We start from the raw sequence: 18,073 nt of genomic DNA on the forward strand, positions 1-18,073 counted from the left end.
GAATAATTATAACCGCTTGTAAGAAAAAAGCACAGAGTTTACTCTGTGCTTTTGTTTTGTCACTATTTGCCGTTAAGCCTCTGTATATTTAGGCTCTTTAAAGACAGTTACTTCCGGCGCTTTACCGGTAAACTTCTCAACTTGTACTATCGCCGTATTTGGAGAGTTACCTTGTGCTAGTTTTGATGTGCCTTCATCACGGGTTAATACATTAGGGCAGCCAAACTTACATAATGGTTTGTCGCTTTGACCTGCGTCTGCTGGGTCATACCAAGCCCCTTCGTGAATAGCAACTGTTCCTTTGATAATGCCATCAGTTACTACTGCTCCAGCGAGAATCTGACCACGAGCGTTAAATACTCGCACAATATCACCATCAGCAATGCCACGAGCGGCTGCATCCTCTTTGTGAATTAAGACAGGTTCACGATCTTTTACCGTATATTTACTACGCAGAGAGGTATGAGCCAGCTGACTGTGTAAACGGTAGTATGGGTGCGGTGTAACTAAAGCCAACGGTGCTTCAGCGGTTACATTACCTGCATACTCTTCCGGTTCCATCCAAGTTGGGTGTCCTTTACAGTCATCATAGTTCATTTTTGCAACAACATCAGAGAAGATCTCAATTTTACCTGATGGTGTGCCAAGTGGGTTGAGTAATGGATCGTTGCGGAATTCTTCATAACGTACCCATTTTTTCGCTTTATCACTAACTTTAAAGGTGACTGGTTTATTTTCTGTCCAGAATTTATCGAAATTCGGCATAATCACTCGGTTTTTACGAGCTGCGTCAAAGGCTGATTGGTAGAAGCCCTTGAGCCAATCCATTTCCGATTTACCTTCGGTAAATTTATCTTCTACACCCGCACGTTTAGAAAGCTCCGCAAAAATATCATAATCACTTTTCGCTTCAAATTGTGGTTCAACAACTTGTTTCATTGGGAAGATATTCATCATTGAATAGTCGCCCGACATTGTTAAGTCATTACGTTCGTAACTCGTTGTGGCTGGTAATAAAATATCTGCCATACGAGCAGTTGGTGTCCAATAACATTCGTTCACTATGATTAAATCTGGTTTTTGCCACGCTTTTACCATCGTATTCGTATCTTGATGATGAACTAATGGATTACCACCTGCCCAGTAAATGACTTTGATATCCGGATAAGTAATTTCTGTTCCGTTGTATTGAATGGTTTTACCCGGATTCAGTAACGCATCGGAAATACGGGCTAATGGGAAAGAAGCTTTTGAAGTATCATCTAACCACGTTTTCTCTCCCACATCTCCACTAGCATTTGCCGATATTGCACCAACAATGCCACCGGTTGCCGTTGGCACACCACCATTTGCATAATGGTAACTTAACCCAAAACCGCCTCCCGGTAATCCGATTTGTCCTAACATTGAAGCTAGAGTAACTAACATCCAGTGAGTTTGTTCACCGTGACGTTGGCGTTGCATACCCCAACCACCCATTAATATCGTACGTTTAGAGGAGAAATCAGCGGATAATTGTTTAATTTTCTCTGCCGGCACACCGCAAATTTTCGCTGCCCATTCTGCATCTTTTGGCTGATTATCACTTTTTCCTAAAAGGTATTCTTCGAATTTATCATAACCCGTAGTGTATTTTTTCAAGAATTCTTTGTCGTGCTTATCCTCACTCACTAAAGTATGTGCAACACCTAACATTAATGCAACGTCAGTGCCTGTATTTACTGGTATCCACTCTGCATTTAGATATTCAGCAGATTCATTACGTTCAGGCGTAATACAGATAATACGTTTACCTGTTTCTTTAAATTTTTTGAAGTATTCAATACCTTGTTGATCGGTTGATGTCCACGCATTACGTAGCGTTGTTAATGGGTTTGCTGACCAAAGCACGATAATATCGCTACTTTCAAGTAAAACTTCCCAGCTGGTTTGTTGCTCATAAACCTCAATAGTACCAAGTACGTGTGGCATAATAACTTGAGCTGCACCGGTCGAATAATCGCCTTTTACCCCAACAAAACCGCCGGTTAAGTTCATATAGCGATGTAATAATGTACGTGCTGCGTGTAATGAGCCTGAGCTATACCAACCATAAGAGCCTGCAAAAATACTGGTTGCACCGTGCGTATCACGGGCTGATTTTATTCCTCCGTGAACTAATTCAAAGGCTTTCTCCCAAGAAACTCGAACCCATTCATCACGTCCACGTAAGGTTGTATCTTTATTACCTTCTAAGTAGCCTTTACGCACCATCGGATATTTCACACGAGCTTCGCCGTGAACTTGATCTGCCACAACGTGCTGCAGTTCATTTGGCACAGAAATATCAATAGCCGAATCAGATTTAACCACTTTTCCGTTCTCAACCACAACGGCTAATGGTCCCCAGTGAGCGGCAGTTAGAACCGCATTCATTTCAGCAGCTTTTGCACTCGTTGATGCTAATGCACCCACTACCCCTGTGGTACCGGTTGAAAAACCTGCACCGGCAGCTAAGCTAAGTGATGATTTTTTTAGAAAACCACGACGACTTACGTCAATATTGTCTTGCTTTTTCATAATAAACCTCATTTGAAGTTAAGTTAAAAATAGACACCTTTCTGAAGTCGAGTGGATAAACCATTTCTCGCTTATCCATTGGTAAAGTTGCTAGATCTTTTTGCAAAATTTTCGCAAAAAACGACCGCTTGTTTTGCATCTTTACGGCTTGCTACCATATCCCACATAGAGACTTAGGTTCACAAGCTCGGTATCCTCTAAGTTAAAAATTAATGTGAACTACCTGCAATATCTTTAGCGTTACGTTGTAAATAAATAGTGACCGCTCTGACATCATCTGCAGACATTGATGTTCGATCTTTCATTGAATTTACTACCCCAATCCACTGATTAGCCGTGTAATGACCTGCTCCGATAGGTGCATGCCAACCACTACAATGTGTTTGATTCAAATTATCTCCAAATTGATTTAATGCCATAATATTTGCGGTTACTGCAGTTTTAGGCGCAATAATCTCAACATTAATTTCTTTCCAATTCGAGTTAGTCACATTATCAAAAACCGTGTTTACGATATTCACTTTACTTTGAGCCTCATCAGGTAATAACGCCACCATAATGCGTTTACCTAAATCCATATATACAACAGATTCTGCTCCTTCTTGTTGCCAGCCCTTAATTGTCGCTTTTACTTGCTCCCCTTCTTCTTTCCACTGATGTAATTCAGCATAAGGCAATAACCGAACTTCTCCTCCTTGTGGAAGTTGAGCCGTGGTCATCGCAAGCGTGTAAAGCGTTTTATCACTGGTAGTAAATTCTGCACCATGTTTTGATAATTCTCCTGCTGCTGCGACATTATCTAATTGAATATCTGGCATAAAATGAGCAACACCTTTATGGCAATCAATACAAGTTTGGTTAGTTTCTTGTGCAAGTTTGTGCATCTTCTGAGCAGATTCTTTTTGATCTGACAACACCATAGCATCAAAACTATGGCAACTTCTGCAAGTCATAGAATCATTTGCTTTCATCTCTTCCCACACTCGTTGAGCCATTTCCAGACGATGAGCTTCATACGCTTCCTGATCGGGTAATTTGTTAGTCACAAAAGTGTGCCACACATCTTTTAATGCTATTACTTTTGCTTTTACATAATGCAAGGTATCTTGTGGAACGTGGCAGTCTGAACATTCGGCACGAATACCTTTGCGATTGGAAAAATGCACGCTTCCTTCCCATTCCGCTTGCGGATGAGTCATTGAATGGCAACTAACACAAAATTCAGTTGAATTTGTGGCTTTCATTGCATATTGAGAACCACCCAATAAAATTGCCCCCAGCCCCATAACGCCAACAAAAGCCGCTATTTTTTTCATCTTAGACATAACTACCCCCACTAAAAACGCTAAAAATTAAAGACGAAAACATTCTATTAATTCATTAGAGGTATAAACAATAAGTAAAAATGCGTATTAACTCAAAAGAGTTAATGAAGTTTGATCTAAGGCAAAAAATAACAAATAAAAAAAGGAGATAACTCTCCCCCAATATCATTTATAAGAAAACCAAGCTGGTAATACGAATTGTGAATCTGCAAATAGCTCTGGCGCGATAACTGCACTTCTGCCTTGCTGAATTTGATAGATAAGCTGTGGCAAGCTAATGGATAAGTCTTTTGTTTCTGGGTAAGTTAAACCAATTTGGCTATCTGTATTAAAATAATAAGTGCCATTTACGCCATAATGTGGCTGCTGACGAATAATATTTGACACCGCTTTAAAATGGCGAGGAGATACACTTTGCTTCCAAGCATTGGCTAAAATATTGGCTTGATCATAAGCAATGCTGGCTTGTGAATAGGTCGGTTTTCGTTCAAATAACTGCTCATAGCATTGACAAAATTGCCGTCCTAGATAGTTATCGCTTAGTCCACTATTAGTACTCCACAACACCCCTTCACAAGGTTGTTCGTGCGGTAAAAATGCAGAAGGTGCGTAAATACTGTAAATAATTGCATTAGTAGGGTTTTCAATAAAGGCTTGATAAAAATGAACAATATCCTCTGCAAAATAAGAGGCAAGCACAATAATCGATGGCGAGACATTATGAATTTGCGTCATCAAATGTTGATAAATCGTTGGATCTTGCTCTAGTTCTATATATTCAACATTCCAACCTTGTTTATGCAAATTGTGCGTTAAATTATCGATACCAATATCCACTTTTTGCCATTTTACGCTCACGATCATTACCGTTTTATTTTGCACAAAATCGGCATAGTAATAACGGTAATATTGTAGAAAATTTAAAATCCCCAAACTGTAAGTAACATCGCTTGCACAAACCTGGAACATATTCTCAATACGCTTATTTGACAAATTTTGTGCAAGTTTATTTGAACCACTATGAGTAGCGATATGCAAATAGGGAATGCCTTCGGTTGCAATCAGTTCGTGAATTTCAGGCAAATAACACGCATAGGCGGTAGAAATCGCATCAACTTCTTGATCTAACAACGCATTGTAAGCCTTCAAAATGCTGGATTTATCTTCTACACAAAAACCAGCTGTAGCAATTTGCACCTCTCGCCCATTAATACCACCTTGTCGATTTATATTTTCTACCGCAAGTTGAGTGCCATTTAACAGCTCTTTGGTATCAATTTGCCCAATACCTTGCTCCACATAAGGTACGCCAAAAATAATAGGACGATGGCTATAATTATTAATCGAAAAAGCGGCAGGCTCATCCATTGCAAGCGGTTGTTTTTTGTTTGCAATTTGCAAAGCGAGTTGTTCGATTTTAAAGGTAGCAAGAAAAGATTGTGCTAATTTACCTGGTGTTGGCAAGCAGATTAAATGCTCGGTTATGGCAAAAACAGCCAGTAAAGTTCGACTTTCTGTTTTCGTTTTAGAAAAAATATTTTCAATATGTTTATCAACAGTGCGCTTACTGATATTCAATTCATTTGCAATTTCTTCATTGCTAAGTCCACTACTTACTAAGGTTAATAACTCAATTTCTCGTTTACTGAGTTCAAACGGTAATTTGCTCTGCTCTGCGTGTATTAGTGCAAAATCTTGATGGCGTTTGAACAGAACTTTTAGCCAATGCTGAGTAGGCAAGCAATAGAAAAAAGATAATGAAGTTTGTTCTGAATAGAGAAATGCTCGAGCATAGAGGCAGAGTTGTTCTAACTGCGTTAAATACGCTACCCCTGCTTTATTTTCCCATTCTAGAATCTCGCCCTGCTTATTTATCAAGCAAGACCATTGATTATTTTCAGCCATTCTTTTTCCTAAGTAAAAATTGCCACGCTAAAATAACAAAATTAACTATTCCAAAAAATGATATAAATCAAACCAACCTGATTTAGTTACAACTTACTATTAAAATATACCACTATATACCCCTTGCTTAATCAGCATTCTCCCCCTACAATAAAACCAATTTTATTTAAGACTCCGAGCATTATTTCCTAACTCTAAAAATTAAAGACAAATTTTTGATATGGAACTTATGCCAGTAACAGCATTGCTGTTCAAAGGATAACTTAGAAATGGGTTGTCCTCTCGTGTTTAGAAAGGTGTCAAATGCAGTCTATTATCCCAATTAAAAACGTGGGTAATGAGATGGTTTCTGGGCTTGTTGATCGTTTTCAGCGTCAATATACCTATTTAAGGCTATCTATTACCGATGTTTGCAACTTCCGTTGTAACTATTGCTTGCCTGATGGCTATAAACCGCCTTCGCATAAGCAAACATTTCTGAGTGTTGATGAAATTCAACGTATCGCTAAAGCCTTTGCTAATTTAGGTACAGAGAAAATCCGTATTACAGGCGGAGAGCCTACCCTACGCAAAGATTTCGTTGAAATTGCTCATACTATCTCTCAAACTGCTGGCATTCGCAAAGTTGCCTTAACCACCAATGGCTATCGAATGGAACGTGATGTCGAACTTTGGCAACAAGCAGGCATTACCGATATTAATGTGAGTGTGGATAGTTTAGATACTCGCCAATTTCAACTCATTACAGGCGAAAACAAGCTGCAATCGATTTTAAACGGTATTGATAAAGCCTTTGCAATTGGCTACAAGAAAATTAAAGTTAATGCGGTGCTGATGAAGCAGTATACCGCCCCTGAATTGGATAAATTCCTCGCTTGGATAAAAGACAAGCCGATTCAAATGCGGTTTATTGAATTGATGGAAACCGGCGAAATGGATACTTTCTTTCAAGCTCAGCATCTCTCCGGGCAATCGGTAATGACCCGCTTATTACAAGAAGGCTGGCAATTACAACCCAAAGCGATGTCTGACGGCCCGGCAAAAGTGCTTTCTCACCCTGATTTTAAAGGCGAAATCGGCTTAATTATGCCTTACGAGAAAAATTTCTGTGCCTCTTGTAACCGCTTGCGTGTTTCCGCCCTCGGTAAACTGCATCTGTGCTTATTTGGTGAAGAAGGGATTGATATTCGTGATTTGCTGGCAAGTGATGAGCAACAATTACAGCTTGAAACACGGCTAAAATCTGCCTTACAAGGCAAGCGAGAACACCACTATTTGCATATTGGGGATAGTGGGGTTAGGAATAATTTGGCGAGTATCGGTGGTTAAGAGTTTTATGTTACTTTCTTTGCTTGTGCAAAGAAAGTAACCAAAGAAAGCACACCCTACTTCACCGCTACCTTCGCTTTATTTGAATTTGTTTAACGAAAAAATTTAAAACTCGCCAACTCCGTTGGCTCAAACACTAAATTTTTCCTACAAATTCAAAGTCGCTCAGGCGGTTCAGAAGGGAGTAATTGGAGCGTTACAAGCGGTTATTTTTCACTGAAAACTTGTAAAAAATCTTAAATAGTGCACCTGCTCCCCCTATTTTCCGCTGTAGCGGTTGCGTCAACTTTTGAGGACAACTTTTCGTGTTTGAGCCAACGAAGTTGGCGAGTTTGAAAAGTTCGTCCCAAAAGTTAGCAACAAGCGAAGGGATAAGGAAAATCTGGGGTCGCCTTTCTTTTGGTTACTTTTCTTTGGCGAAGCAAAGAAAAGTAACAAGAAAAAACTCTCGATATTAATTTTTCAATCAAATTCAAATTCAAAGAGACAAACAAATGACAACATTCACCCATATCAACCAAAATGGCGAAGCTAATATGGTTGATGTTTCAATGAAACAAGAAACCGTACGAATTGCCCGTGCGGAAGCCTTTGTGCGAATGAACGCTGAAACGCTACAAATGATTGTGAGCGGAAATCATCATAAAGGCGATGTATTTGCAACCGCTCGTATTGCAGGCATTCAAGCAGCGAAAAGAACGTGGGAGCTTATTCCTCTTTGCCACCCGTTATTACTTTCTAAAGCCGAAGTTCAGCTTGAAGCTTTACCTGAAACCAATCAAGTGCGTATTGAAAGCCTATGTAAACTAACGGGTAAAACAGGCGTGGAAATGGAAGCTCTCACCGCAGCAAGTGTGGCAGCATTAACAATTTATGATATGTGCAAAGCGGTACAAAAAGATATGGTAATTGAAAATGTCAGACTGCTGAGTAAAAGCGGTGGAAAATCGGGAGATTTTAGCGTTGATTAAGGTATTATTTTTCGCCCAAGTGCGAGAGCTTGTGGCAACCGATATGTTAGAGGTTGAACCAACATTTGCGACTGCAGAAGAACTGCGTGAACATTTAAGCCAGCAAGGTAAAAAATGGCAATTAGCGTTAGAAAAAGGCAAACTGTTAGTTGCAATCAACCAAACCATCTGCCCGCTTGAAACAGCAATTAAAGATGGCGATGAAGTGGCATTTTTCCCACCTGTAACAGGGGGCTAAAATGCACGCTACATTGATTGAAGTACAAGAAGCTGAATTTGACCAAAACAAAATCTATCGTTGGCTCAGTGAATACAATAGTGTTGGGGCAACTACGCTTTTTATCGGCAAAGTGCGTGAAATGAATTTAGGCGATAATGTGTCGGGTTTATTTCTTGAGCACTACCCTACAATGACGAAAAAAGCCCTGCAAGAAATTGTTGATGAAGCCCGAAACCGTTGGGATTTACAACGTGTTGCAGTGATTCACCGAATTGGACAACTCAACACAGGCGATGAGATTGTGTTAGTGGGTGTAAGCTCTGCTCACAGAGGCGATGCTTATCACGCTAATGAATTTATTATGGATTATCTCAAAACCAAGGCACCTTTTTGGAAGCGTGAGCAAACCCAAGAGGGCGAGCGTTGGATTGAAGGACGTGAGAGCGATCAACAAGCGGTCCAAAAGTGGCAATAATTTGCAAAAGGTAACCAATGGAAAATTTATATATTGATTTGCAGATCGCCTGCGAAAATACCGAAAACTTACCAAGCGAACAACAATTTTATACTTGGGTACAAAAAGCCCTTGCAGTTGAGGCAAAAACTGATGATTTCCCTGAAAGTGAGATTACCATTCGGATTGTCGATGAGGCAGAAAGCCACGAGCTAAATCTAACTTATCGTGGTAAAGACAAGCCAACCAATGTGCTATCTTTCCCGTTTGAAGTGCCTGAAGGTATAGAAATGCCACTATTGGGCGATTTGGTTATCTGCCGACAAGTGATGGAAAAAGAAGCCAAAGAACAGCAAATTAGCGAGGAAAGCCACTGGGCTCATTTAAGCGTACACGGCACGCTCCACCTACTCGGCTACGATCACATTGAAGAAAATGAAGCGATTGAAATGGAAAGCCTTGAAACCGAAATTATGATTGCGTTGGGGTATGAAGATCCGTATTTAAGCGAGAAAATGTAGGTTGGGCATTTATGCCCAACACAGAAAAGTCGGGCAAAATTGCCCGACTTACACATTAGATTTTCACTTCGTTTGACCAAGAAAACATCAATTTATCACCAATATAAAATCGTCTTTCTGCATATAAATAACCATAAGAATCTTCATCATCTTGTAATCGTTTGGCTAAAATTTCCAAACGTTGACGAAGTTTTTTCACGCTTTCTGGCGGAATTGCATAAAAATAACGTTCATTTTCTTCACTTATTCGGAAATTGATACTTTCAATTCTACCAATAGGCGGACTACAGAACTGCCCCATATTTTGCAGCACTAAATCAATATCTGTTGGATTAGTCAATGCCTGTTGCTCTGCTTCTTGCACTTTTTTCTCTGCACGAAGATCTTTGGGCGATTTGCCGTATTGATTATCACCATCCGTCCCTTTTGCAAATGCAAAATATAACCAAACAAATGGCAGAATAACAGCCCAAGACCATATAGGATCTTTTCCCATATCTTTTAATCTATCTCTAGAAAGAGAGATCATCATTATAGATTGAGCTACTAGCATAATAAGCATAATAATAGTATAAGTCCATATTGTTCCTTCATATTCCAGCCTAGAAGAAAAATCATAATAGGATACTTTATTGAAAAGTATGGTTGTTACTATAAAAAAGAAAACCCAATTGACTATTGACCAAAAGATATAATTTAATCGTGATCTACGCATTATTTCCACCCACTAATTCACCTTCAGGCGTTAGCCACATACCGTCTGCTAGATAAATATTATCAAAACCGTTTCCACCGATTTCTGCATAAATATCTAACATTTCTTCCTCAGCCAATAGAGCTTCCATTTGAGAGGTTGTCAAATCCTTATATTTAAGCCAATCATCGAAGGCATAACCAGCATCCTTTATCTCTTGAATGGTCGTAAAGCCCATTTTTTCACACAAAGATTCCAAATCGTGAATCCAAATTTTGTCATCTTTTATAAAATAAGAGCCGTTATAAGCATACTCATCGGTACATTCTTCATAATCAGCTAAGATAGCTTTTTCACAACTCTCTTTATAGTTCCATTTTCCAGCCATATAAAATCCTATAAATGTTAGTCAGTATTAATTGTTCTTCCACTGTCAAGTGGAAGAACACAGATAGTACTATCTGTTCGTGAGCAAACTTTATTCAAATGAAAAATCATCATAATGGTGGGCTATATAAAAAATACTCACCAGCGGTTGTTTTAGTAGAAAAATTTACATTCAATTTATCTGTTATTGTTTATGTAGAATTATGTATACTTACATAATTCTACATAAACAATAAAATGCTAAACCAAACAAACAATGAGAAAACTGGTTATCGTAAACGATCAAAATAAAAAACTCGTTCAGTATGTCCCTAAATTTGTATCATCAGGGATTTATCTACCAAGTGCTATATACCCTATACACTTTTCTAACGCAAAATCTCTGCTTGGCAATGAATACCCTTTTGCCATTTACGATATGCGTGCGGAAAACGGTGTGAATTTTAACCTTGAGGCATTTGGCATTCTAGCCGGTACAATTCAAGAAAATGGTACGCTCTATCTGCTCTGCCCTGATTGGGAAAATATAGAAAATATAATCGATTTAGATAGTCTTAGGTGGAATGATGGTAAAGCAGTTACAGCACCAAATTTTTATCATTATTTCAAGCAGTTAGTAACCCAATATCAATTTGAATCTAGGGGCGAATTACATTCGCCTTTCAGTTATCCTAGCTCAAAGGACGAATGTAATTCGCCCCTACGATTAACGAACGAACAGCAAAAAATCTTGAAAAATCTACCGCTTGATAATCCAGATATTCATTTAATTACTGCCCCTCGAGGGAGAGGAAAATCGACTTTAGCGGGTTTGCTTGCGACAGAACTTACGCAGCAACACAATGTATTGATTACTGCTCGTTCCTTATCTGCTCTTCCAAGTTTTTGGCGTTCGGCTGAGCAAAAAATCCCATTTTTCGCACCTGATCATTTAACCGAGCTGGTTAAAAGTAAAAAAATTTCGCCTAACCAATGGCTTTTTATTGATGAAGCCGCCAGCCTTCCCTTACCGATACTCCACACACTTTGTGCCTATTTTGAAAAAGTGGTTTTAACCACAACCACCCAAAATTACGAAGGCACAGGTCGAGGTTTTGAACTGAAATTGCCGAAGATGTTAAATAAACTATTCAAACATTGGACATTATCGCAACCACTACGCTGGGGGGAAAATGATCCGTTAGAGCATTTTATTAACGATTTACTCCTGTTAAATGGCTATACCGTAGGGGAAAATTGCAATTTTCCCCTACAATCTGTGGAAGTAGCATTAATACAACGCAGAATTGAATTTTACCGCTTACTTGCCAACGCCCATTACAAAACTACCCCAACGGATTTACGCCGTTTATTTGATGGCGAAAATCAAATTTTATTGCAAGAAATAGAGAATGACCAACTGATTGGCGGTATCTGGGCAATGCTTGAAGGTGGTTTAAGCGAGGAATTAACCCACGCAATTTGGTTAGGTGAACGTCGCCCTCAAGGTAACTTGGTGGCTCAATATCTCTGCTTTCAAGGAAATTTACCAGAGGCTTGCAAACTGCATTCAGTTCGTATTTCTCGTATTGCAGTTAAGCCTGAAAAGCAAAATCAGGGTGTTGGCAAGCGGTTGATTTCTCGCTTTATTTTGCAAAATTCTTCAGCAAAACGACCGCTTGATTTTATCTCTGTCAGCTTTGGTCTAACTGCTCCACTCTATACCTTTTGGCAATCTTGCGGTTTTGATCTTGTGCAAATCACACCGAATAAAGAGGCAAGTAGCGGTTATCATAGTGCGATGATGATTTATCCTTTATCAGAAAAAGGTAAACAGTTTGCTCAGCAAGCCACCCAAGCCTTTGCCAGAGATTTTGCCTTCCAGCTATTTTTTGATGATGTTTATGAAGAATTGCAAAATGTTGAGCAATTTAGACCGCTTGCAGAGAAAAATTTAGCAGATCGTGATTGGCAAAACCTTACTGCTTTTGCCAATGGCAAACGAGCTTTATCAGCGGTTTATGTGAGTTTAAAGCGTTTATATTTTTCTAATCCCGAAAAGCTGATTTCACTTGCTGTTTTTAGTAAAAATAAACAAAAGCGTTCAAAAGCAGAAACGGAAAAATACCGACAAATTGTGCAAACATATTTAAAAACAGTTAATCATTAAAATAATTTATGATTTAACTTAATTTTTTTATGTTTTCCCTCTTGCTAAATTTTTCATTTAGCCGTATAAATTCACTGTTGTTTTTTTTAATTGTTAAGAGGATTTCCAATGTCAATGTTCAGCCATATTCAAGCAGCACCGGCAGACCCAATTTTAGGTTTAAGCGAAGCATTTAAAGCAGATACCCGTGAAGGAAAAATCAATCTTGGAATCGGTGTTTATATGACCGATGAGGGTAAAACCCCGATCGTTAAAGCGGTAAAAGAGGCGGAAAAACGCTTATTAGATACCGAAACCAGCAAAAACTACCTTACTATTGATGGCGTTCAAGCCTTCAATGCGGCAACACAAGCGTTATTATTTGGTGAAGGGGCTGAAGTAATTACCTCTGGTCGTGCAAAAACCGCTCAAAGCTTAGGTGGTACAGGGGCATTGCGTATTGCAGCAGAATTTATCAAACGCCATACCAATGCAAAAAATGTGTGGATTTCCACCCCAACTTGGCCAAACCACAATGGTATTTTTGATGCGGTTGGAATGAATGTAAAAGGTTATCGCTACTACAATAAAGACACCAATGGCTTAGATTGGGATAACTTAATTGCAGACTTAAGCCAAGCAGAAGCGGGCGATGTGGTTTTACTACACGGCTGCTGCCACAACCCAACAGGAATTGACCCAACTCCAGCACAATGGGAAGAATTAGCGGCATTATCAGCCGAAAAAGGTTGGTTACCATTATTTGACTTCGCTTATCAAGGCTTTGCAAATGGTTTAGAAGAAGATGCTTACGGCTTAAGAGCATTCACCAAAAACAATCGTGAATTATTAGTGGCAAGCTCATTCTCGAAAAACTTCGGCTTATATAACGAGCGTGTTGGGGCATTTACCTTAATTGCGGATAACGCAGATGATGCGAACCGTGCATTTACACAAATTAAATCAATTATTCGTGTACTCTACTCTAATCCATCAGCTCACGGTGCAAGTGCGGTTGCGGTAGCATTGGCAGATCCTGAACTTAAAGCATTATGGATTGAAGAGCTAGATGAAATGCGTAACCGTATTAAAGATATGCGTACGCAATTAGTTGAAAAACTGAAAGAGAAAGGCGCGAATAAAGACTTCTCTTTCATTACCGAACAAAACGGTATGTTCTCATTCAGTGGCTTAACCCCTGAGCAAGTAGATAAATTAAAAGATGAATTTGCGATTTATGCAGTGCGTTCAGGTCGAATTAATGTGGCAGGTATTACCAGCAAAAATATTGATGCCTTAGCTGATGCAATTGTGAAAGTGTTTTAAATTAACAAGTTAAAATATAGATGGCGCAAGCGTCCACGCTTGTGCCTCTATTTTTTATCATTTTAGGGTACAAGCGTGGACGCCTGCACCATCATTTAGCTATCGTAAAACTACTTTTCCAACCACAGCATAAAATCTGCTACCGTATGGAATGAGCCAAACACTAGCACGATATCTTGTTCGTTTGCTTTTCCAAACAATGCAAGGCTTGCTTGAGCCACGTTTTCATAGCTGTAAGCGGTCGAATTTGGTAAAACTTTTACCAATTTATTCAATACCGTTCCGCCACTTTGCCCTCGCCAGCAATCTAAACCTGCACAATGCCATTCATCAATCAAATGTTCTAACGGCTCAACAATGCCAGATAAATCTTTATCTTCCAATGCACTAAATACCGCATAGATTTTTTGATTGGCTTGTTTTAACTCTGCAAGTTTGTCAGCTAAATAGCGTGCAGCGTGTGGATTATGCCCTACATCAATAATCACTTTTGCAACGGGCTTTTGCCCTGAAAATTGAGCGAAATCTTTATCTGAAAGCGTTTGGAAACGCCCTGTCATTTGAGCTTCACCAAAGGCTTCACGAATAACTTGCTCATCAATTTCAAACGGTAATTGCATTAATGCTGCAAGTGCCGTGCCAGCATTTGGGATTGGCATTAATGGCAGCGGTAAATCGTTAAAGGATTTCTGCTCAGAAGTCCAATGAAATAAATTGTTTTTAATTTCAAACTGCCAATCTTTACCTCGATAAAAAGCGTTACAATTTAACGATATTGCCATTTCTTTAATAGAATTAGGGCAATTCGGCTCGCCAATAATCACAGGAATATGTTTACGGAAAATACCCGCTTTTTCACGCCCAATATCTTCTCGATTGTCCCCTAAAAAAGCGACGTGGTCGATGTCAATAGAAGTAATAATCGCAAGGTTTGGAGCAACAATATTTGTGGCATCTAAACGCCCACCCAAGCCAACTTCTAAAATTACAATATCTAACTGATTTTGCTTAAATAATTCGAACGCAGAGAGTGTGCTAAACTCAAAATAAGTGAGTGAAGCGGTCTTTTTTTCATTAATTTTTGCAAATGACTGAACGTGATCACTATCTGGCAGCACATCACCATTAATTCTTACCCGTTCATTGTAATGAATTAAATGGGGGGAAGAATAAACACCCACACGAAAACCGGCTTTTAATAAAGCCACTTCTAATAATCGGCAAGTTGAGCCTTTGCCATTTGTACCTGCAACGGTAATCACATAAGGGGCTGGATTGAGTAAATCCAACGCCTTTACAACTGCAGTAATACGTTCTAAACCCATATCAATCGGCTTAGAATGAGCTTGTTCTAAATAGGAAAGCCACGTTTCCAAAGAATCCGTGGCTTTAGGGGTAATTAATGTATTCATTCGTGATTATTCTACATCTTCAACAATCAATTCTGCCGTTTTAAATGGCGTTGGCTGATTGGTTAATTTTGCACAAAGGCGAGAAAGCGTATCACGCATCTCTTTACGAGGAACGATCATATCAATAGCCCCGTGTTCTAATAGAAACTCAGCACGTTGGAAACCTTCCGGCAGTTTTTCACGCACAGTTTGTTCAATAACACGAGGGCCTGCAAAGCCGATTAAGGCTTTAGGCTCGGCGATATTCACATCGCCTAACATTGCAAGACTTGCGGAAACACCACCTAATGTTGGGTCAGTTAATACAGAAATAAACGGCACGCCCTGCTCTTTCATTTTAGCAAGAATTGCACTGGTTTTTGCCATCTGCATTAATGAGAATAACGCTTCTTGCATACGAGCACCACCTGAAGCGGAGAAACAGATAAATGGAATTTTTTCTGCTAAGGCTTTTTCTGCCGCTTTTACAAATTTCGCACCAACCACAGAACCCATTGAACCACCCATAAACTCAAAGTTAAAGGAGGCAGTCACAACAGGCATATTGTGTAATGTGCCAGAGAAAACAAGGAAAGAATCTTTTTCGCCTGTTTGCTTTTGTGCGGCAGTTAAACGATCTTTATATTTTTTCAGATCTTTAAATTTAAGCACATCTTGCGGTTCTAAATCAGCCGCAATTTCAACCGCTGAATCTTTATCTAATAAGTTCAACAAACGTGTACGAGCATCAATACGCATATGATGATCGCATTTTGGGCAAACGTGCTGATTACGTTCTAACTCCTCGCTATAAAGAACCTGCTCACAGCTTGTACATTTTGTCCAAACGCCTTCAGGGATTTTTGATTTTGCAGTACTTGATGATGAATCTCTACCTAAAATTCTGTCTAACCAGCTCATTTTTAGTCCTTCTGGATTGAGTTGTGGGATAAATAAAATTCTTGCTATTAAAGCATAAATTACCGTTTTTTGATATGTTTTATTGACATATCAGATCACTAACTATGCGTATAAGTTCGATAAAAAAACGCAATCAGAAGAATGACGAGCATTATTACAATTTGAATTAAACGTTTTTTAGTTAATTTTTCTGCTGCCATTTCGTTCCTAATTTTGCTAAAAATTGGCTTATTATAAGCGAAAAGAGCGTTATTATGCTAGAATTTGTAAAATTTTGATAAAAATTGACCGCTTGTAAAAGGAAAAATATGGCCACTATCGAACAATTTCTTGAAGTCGTAAACCAACTTCGCCACCCTGAACACGGCTGCCCGTGGGATTTAAAACAAAATTTCGACACAATGCTCCCCCATCTGCTAGAAGAAACCTATGAAGTTGCTGAAGCTATCCATACTCGAGACCGTTCTGCTCTACGAGAAGAGCTGGGCGATTTATTACTTCAAGTGGTGTTCTTAAGCCAACTAGCGAAAGAAGAAGGCTCATTTACCTTTGATGATGTGGTAACTGATATTCACGATAAATTGATTTACCGCCACCCTCACGTTTTTGGTGATGTGAAAGCAGAAAATAGCGAAGAAGCATTAAAAAGTTGGGAAGCTCAAAAAGCCAATGATGAAAAACATAAAAATCAAGACTCTATTTTAGACGACCTCCCTTTTGCCTTACCTGCTCTAACTCGAGCCAATAAATTGCAGAAACGATGTTCGAAAGTGGGGTTCGATTGGGATAATCCAGACGATGTTTTAGAAAAAGTGGAAGAAGAACTCGATGAAGTCAAAGCAGAAATTGCCCAATATCCTAATCGTTCTGCCGAATTAGCTGAAGAATTAGGCGATTTATTATTTGCGATTGTAAATTTATGTCGCCATTATCAGACAGATGCTGAAGAAAATTTACGCAATGCTAATCTTAAATTTGAAACACGCTTTAGGAAAGTTGAACAGGCAGTTAGAGATATAGGGAAGTCTTTAAAAGAGTGTAAATTAGCCGATCTAGATGCCATTTGGCACCAAATAAAAAAAGTAGAATAATTCATTTCACTTGTTATAATAAGAAATATTCACTATTCTATCTTATCTATATTCGATATTTTATAGGGAGTGTTCTATGTCAAGAATCTTAGTAATAGATGATGATGTTGAACTAACTGACTTACTAGAAGAACTACTCTCCTTAGAGGGGTTCCAAATAAAAGTCGTTCATAATGGTCAGGAAGGGCTAAATGAGTTAGATGTCAATCAATATGATTTAGTATTACTTGATGTTATGATGCCTGTATTAAATGGCATAGAAACATTGAAAAGAATTAGACAAAAATATGTATTGCCAGTTTTAATATTAAGTGCCAGAGATGAACAAATTGACCGAATTCTAGGCCTAGAATTAGGTGCTGATGATTATTTACCAAAACCATTTAACGATAGAGAATTAGTTGCTCGAATGAAAGCAATTTTAAGACGAACTACTGTTACATCTATAAAAAATAATATTAGTACTGATAGTTCTACTGCAGAGCAAGGAACAAAACTGCTACAATTTGCCAGCGTAGAATTAAATCCTGGACATCAGCAAGCATTTTATCAAGGTAACGATTTAGATCTAACCGGTACTGAATTTGCATTATTGAAACTATTAGTATGTAATCCTGGTGAAATTTTATCAAGGGAGCTATTAAGCTTAGAAGTGCTGGGTAAACAATTAACACCTTATGATCGTGCTATTGATATGCATATATCTAATCTTCGAAAAAAATTACCTGAACGAGAAGATGGTTTATCTTGGTTCAAAACATTAAGAGGAAAAGGCTACTTATTAGTAACCGAAAAGTAATGCGAAAATCCCTAGATAGAAATTATTTTAGGGATTTTTATATTTTTAAATT

The 18,073-nt window shown here is 38.7% G+C and carries 16 protein-coding genes and 2 riboswitches; of the genes, 9 read left to right on the forward strand and 7 right to left on the reverse strand.

Translation table 11 applies throughout. The features are described 5' to 3' along the window. Positions 1-72: 72 nt before the first annotated feature. The 3 genes from torA to ACERCF_RS04940 form a co-directional block, all read right to left on the reverse strand. Positions 73-2,559: a trimethylamine-N-oxide reductase TorA gene (gene torA / locus ACERCF_RS04930; RefSeq protein WP_373624829.1), complete on the reverse strand. Its 2,487-nt coding sequence runs from the start codon at positions 2,557-2,559 to the stop codon at positions 73-75. A gap of 18 nt (positions 2,560-2,577) precedes the next feature. Further along, positions 2,578-2,764, reverse strand: a riboswitch (molybdenum cofactor riboswitch). A gap of 4 nt (positions 2,765-2,768) precedes the next feature. Next, the gene (locus tag ACERCF_RS04935) at positions 2,769-3,884 is read right to left on the reverse strand and encodes a NapC/NirT family cytochrome c (protein ID WP_373624830.1); all 1,116 of its coding nucleotides are present in this window, start codon (positions 3,882-3,884) and stop codon (positions 2,769-2,771) included. 165 nt (positions 3,885-4,049) lie between these two features. Continuing rightward, positions 4,050-5,789: a LuxR C-terminal-related transcriptional regulator gene (locus ACERCF_RS04940; RefSeq protein WP_373624831.1), complete on the reverse strand. Its 1,740-nt coding sequence runs from the start codon at positions 5,787-5,789 to the stop codon at positions 4,050-4,052. Between the two features lie 160 nt (positions 5,790-5,949). Beyond that, positions 5,950-6,104: riboswitch (molybdenum cofactor riboswitch) on the forward strand. Here ACERCF_RS04940 and moaA point away from each other — a divergent pair. The 5 genes from moaA (at position 6,093) to ybeY (ending at position 9,284) form a co-directional block, all read left to right on the forward strand. Further along, positions 6,093-7,118, forward strand: a complete 1,026-nt coding sequence (moaA, locus tag ACERCF_RS04945; protein WP_373624832.1) for a GTP 3',8-cyclase MoaA — start codon at positions 6,093-6,095, stop codon at positions 7,116-7,118. (Overlaps the previous riboswitch by 12 nt.) A gap of 494 nt (positions 7,119-7,612) precedes the next feature. Beyond that, positions 7,613-8,089, forward strand: coding sequence for a cyclic pyranopterin monophosphate synthase MoaC (gene moaC / locus ACERCF_RS04950; protein ID WP_373610896.1), 477 nt, complete (start codon positions 7,613-7,615; stop codon positions 8,087-8,089). Further along, positions 8,082-8,327: a molybdopterin synthase sulfur carrier subunit gene (gene moaD / locus ACERCF_RS04955; protein ID WP_373610897.1), complete on the forward strand. Its 246-nt coding sequence runs from the start codon at positions 8,082-8,084 to the stop codon at positions 8,325-8,327. Before moaC ends, moaD begins: the two co-directional genes overlap by 8 nt. Position 8,328: 1 nt before the next feature. After that, positions 8,329-8,784, forward strand: coding sequence for a molybdopterin synthase catalytic subunit MoaE (gene moaE, locus ACERCF_RS04960; RefSeq protein ID WP_373624833.1), 456 nt, complete (start codon positions 8,329-8,331; stop codon positions 8,782-8,784). Between the two features lie 17 nt (positions 8,785-8,801). Then, positions 8,802-9,284: an rRNA maturation RNase YbeY gene (gene ybeY, locus ACERCF_RS04965; protein ID WP_373610898.1), complete on the forward strand. Its 483-nt coding sequence runs from the start codon at positions 8,802-8,804 to the stop codon at positions 9,282-9,284. A 55-nt stretch (positions 9,285-9,339) separates the two neighbouring features. Here the strand turns inward: ybeY and ACERCF_RS04970 are convergent, their stop codons facing one another. After that, positions 9,340-9,999 carry a DUF805 domain-containing protein gene (locus ACERCF_RS04970; RefSeq protein ID WP_373624834.1) on the reverse strand — a complete coding sequence of 220 codons (660 nt, stop codon included), beginning with the start codon at positions 9,997-9,999 and terminating at the stop codon, positions 9,340-9,342. After that, on the reverse strand, positions 9,992-10,366 hold the full coding sequence (locus tag ACERCF_RS04975) for a hypothetical protein (RefSeq protein WP_373624835.1): 375 nt from the start codon (positions 10,364-10,366) through the stop codon (positions 9,992-9,994). The genes ACERCF_RS04970 and ACERCF_RS04975 overlap by 8 nt, the downstream gene beginning before the upstream one ends. Positions 10,367-10,621: 255 nt before the next feature. Here ACERCF_RS04975 and ACERCF_RS04980 point away from each other — a divergent pair, with 255 nt between their 5' ends. Both ACERCF_RS04980 and ACERCF_RS04985 read left to right on the forward strand, forming a co-directional pair. Beyond that, positions 10,622-12,514 carry a tRNA(Met) cytidine acetyltransferase TmcA gene (locus tag ACERCF_RS04980; protein ID WP_373624836.1) on the forward strand — a complete coding sequence of 631 codons (1,893 nt, stop codon included), beginning with the start codon at positions 10,622-10,624 and terminating at the stop codon, positions 12,512-12,514. A gap of 108 nt (positions 12,515-12,622) precedes the next feature. After that, a complete protein-coding gene (locus tag ACERCF_RS04985; RefSeq protein ID WP_373624837.1) occupies positions 12,623-13,819 on the forward strand; it encodes an amino acid aminotransferase in 1,197 nt (398 codons plus the stop codon). 110 nt (positions 13,820-13,929) lie between these two features. Here the strand turns inward: ACERCF_RS04985 and folC are convergent, their stop codons facing one another. Continuing rightward, positions 13,930-15,231, reverse strand: coding sequence for a bifunctional tetrahydrofolate synthase/dihydrofolate synthase (gene folC / locus ACERCF_RS04990; protein ID WP_373624838.1), 1,302 nt, complete (start codon positions 15,229-15,231; stop codon positions 13,930-13,932). A gap of 6 nt (positions 15,232-15,237) precedes the next feature. After that, entirely contained in the window at positions 15,238-16,131 is an 894-nt protein-coding gene (gene accD / locus ACERCF_RS04995) for an acetyl-CoA carboxylase, carboxyltransferase subunit beta (RefSeq protein WP_373624839.1), read from the reverse strand. A gap of 308 nt (positions 16,132-16,439) precedes the next feature. Between accD and mazG the strand changes: the two genes are divergently transcribed. Continuing rightward, entirely contained in the window at positions 16,440-17,222 is a 783-nt protein-coding gene (mazG, locus tag ACERCF_RS05000) for a nucleoside triphosphate pyrophosphohydrolase (protein ID WP_373624840.1), read from the forward strand. Positions 17,223-17,298: 76 nt separating this feature from the next. Next, positions 17,299-18,021 (forward strand): response regulator, encoded by a 723-nt coding sequence (locus tag ACERCF_RS05005; protein WP_373624841.1) that lies wholly within the window; start codon positions 17,299-17,301, stop codon positions 18,019-18,021. The last annotated feature ends 52 nt before the right edge of the window (positions 18,022-18,073 follow it).

This window comes from Mannheimia kashgarensis, assembly GCF_041807705.1.
Taxonomy (GTDB): domain Bacteria; phylum Pseudomonadota; class Gammaproteobacteria; order Enterobacterales; family Pasteurellaceae; genus Mannheimia.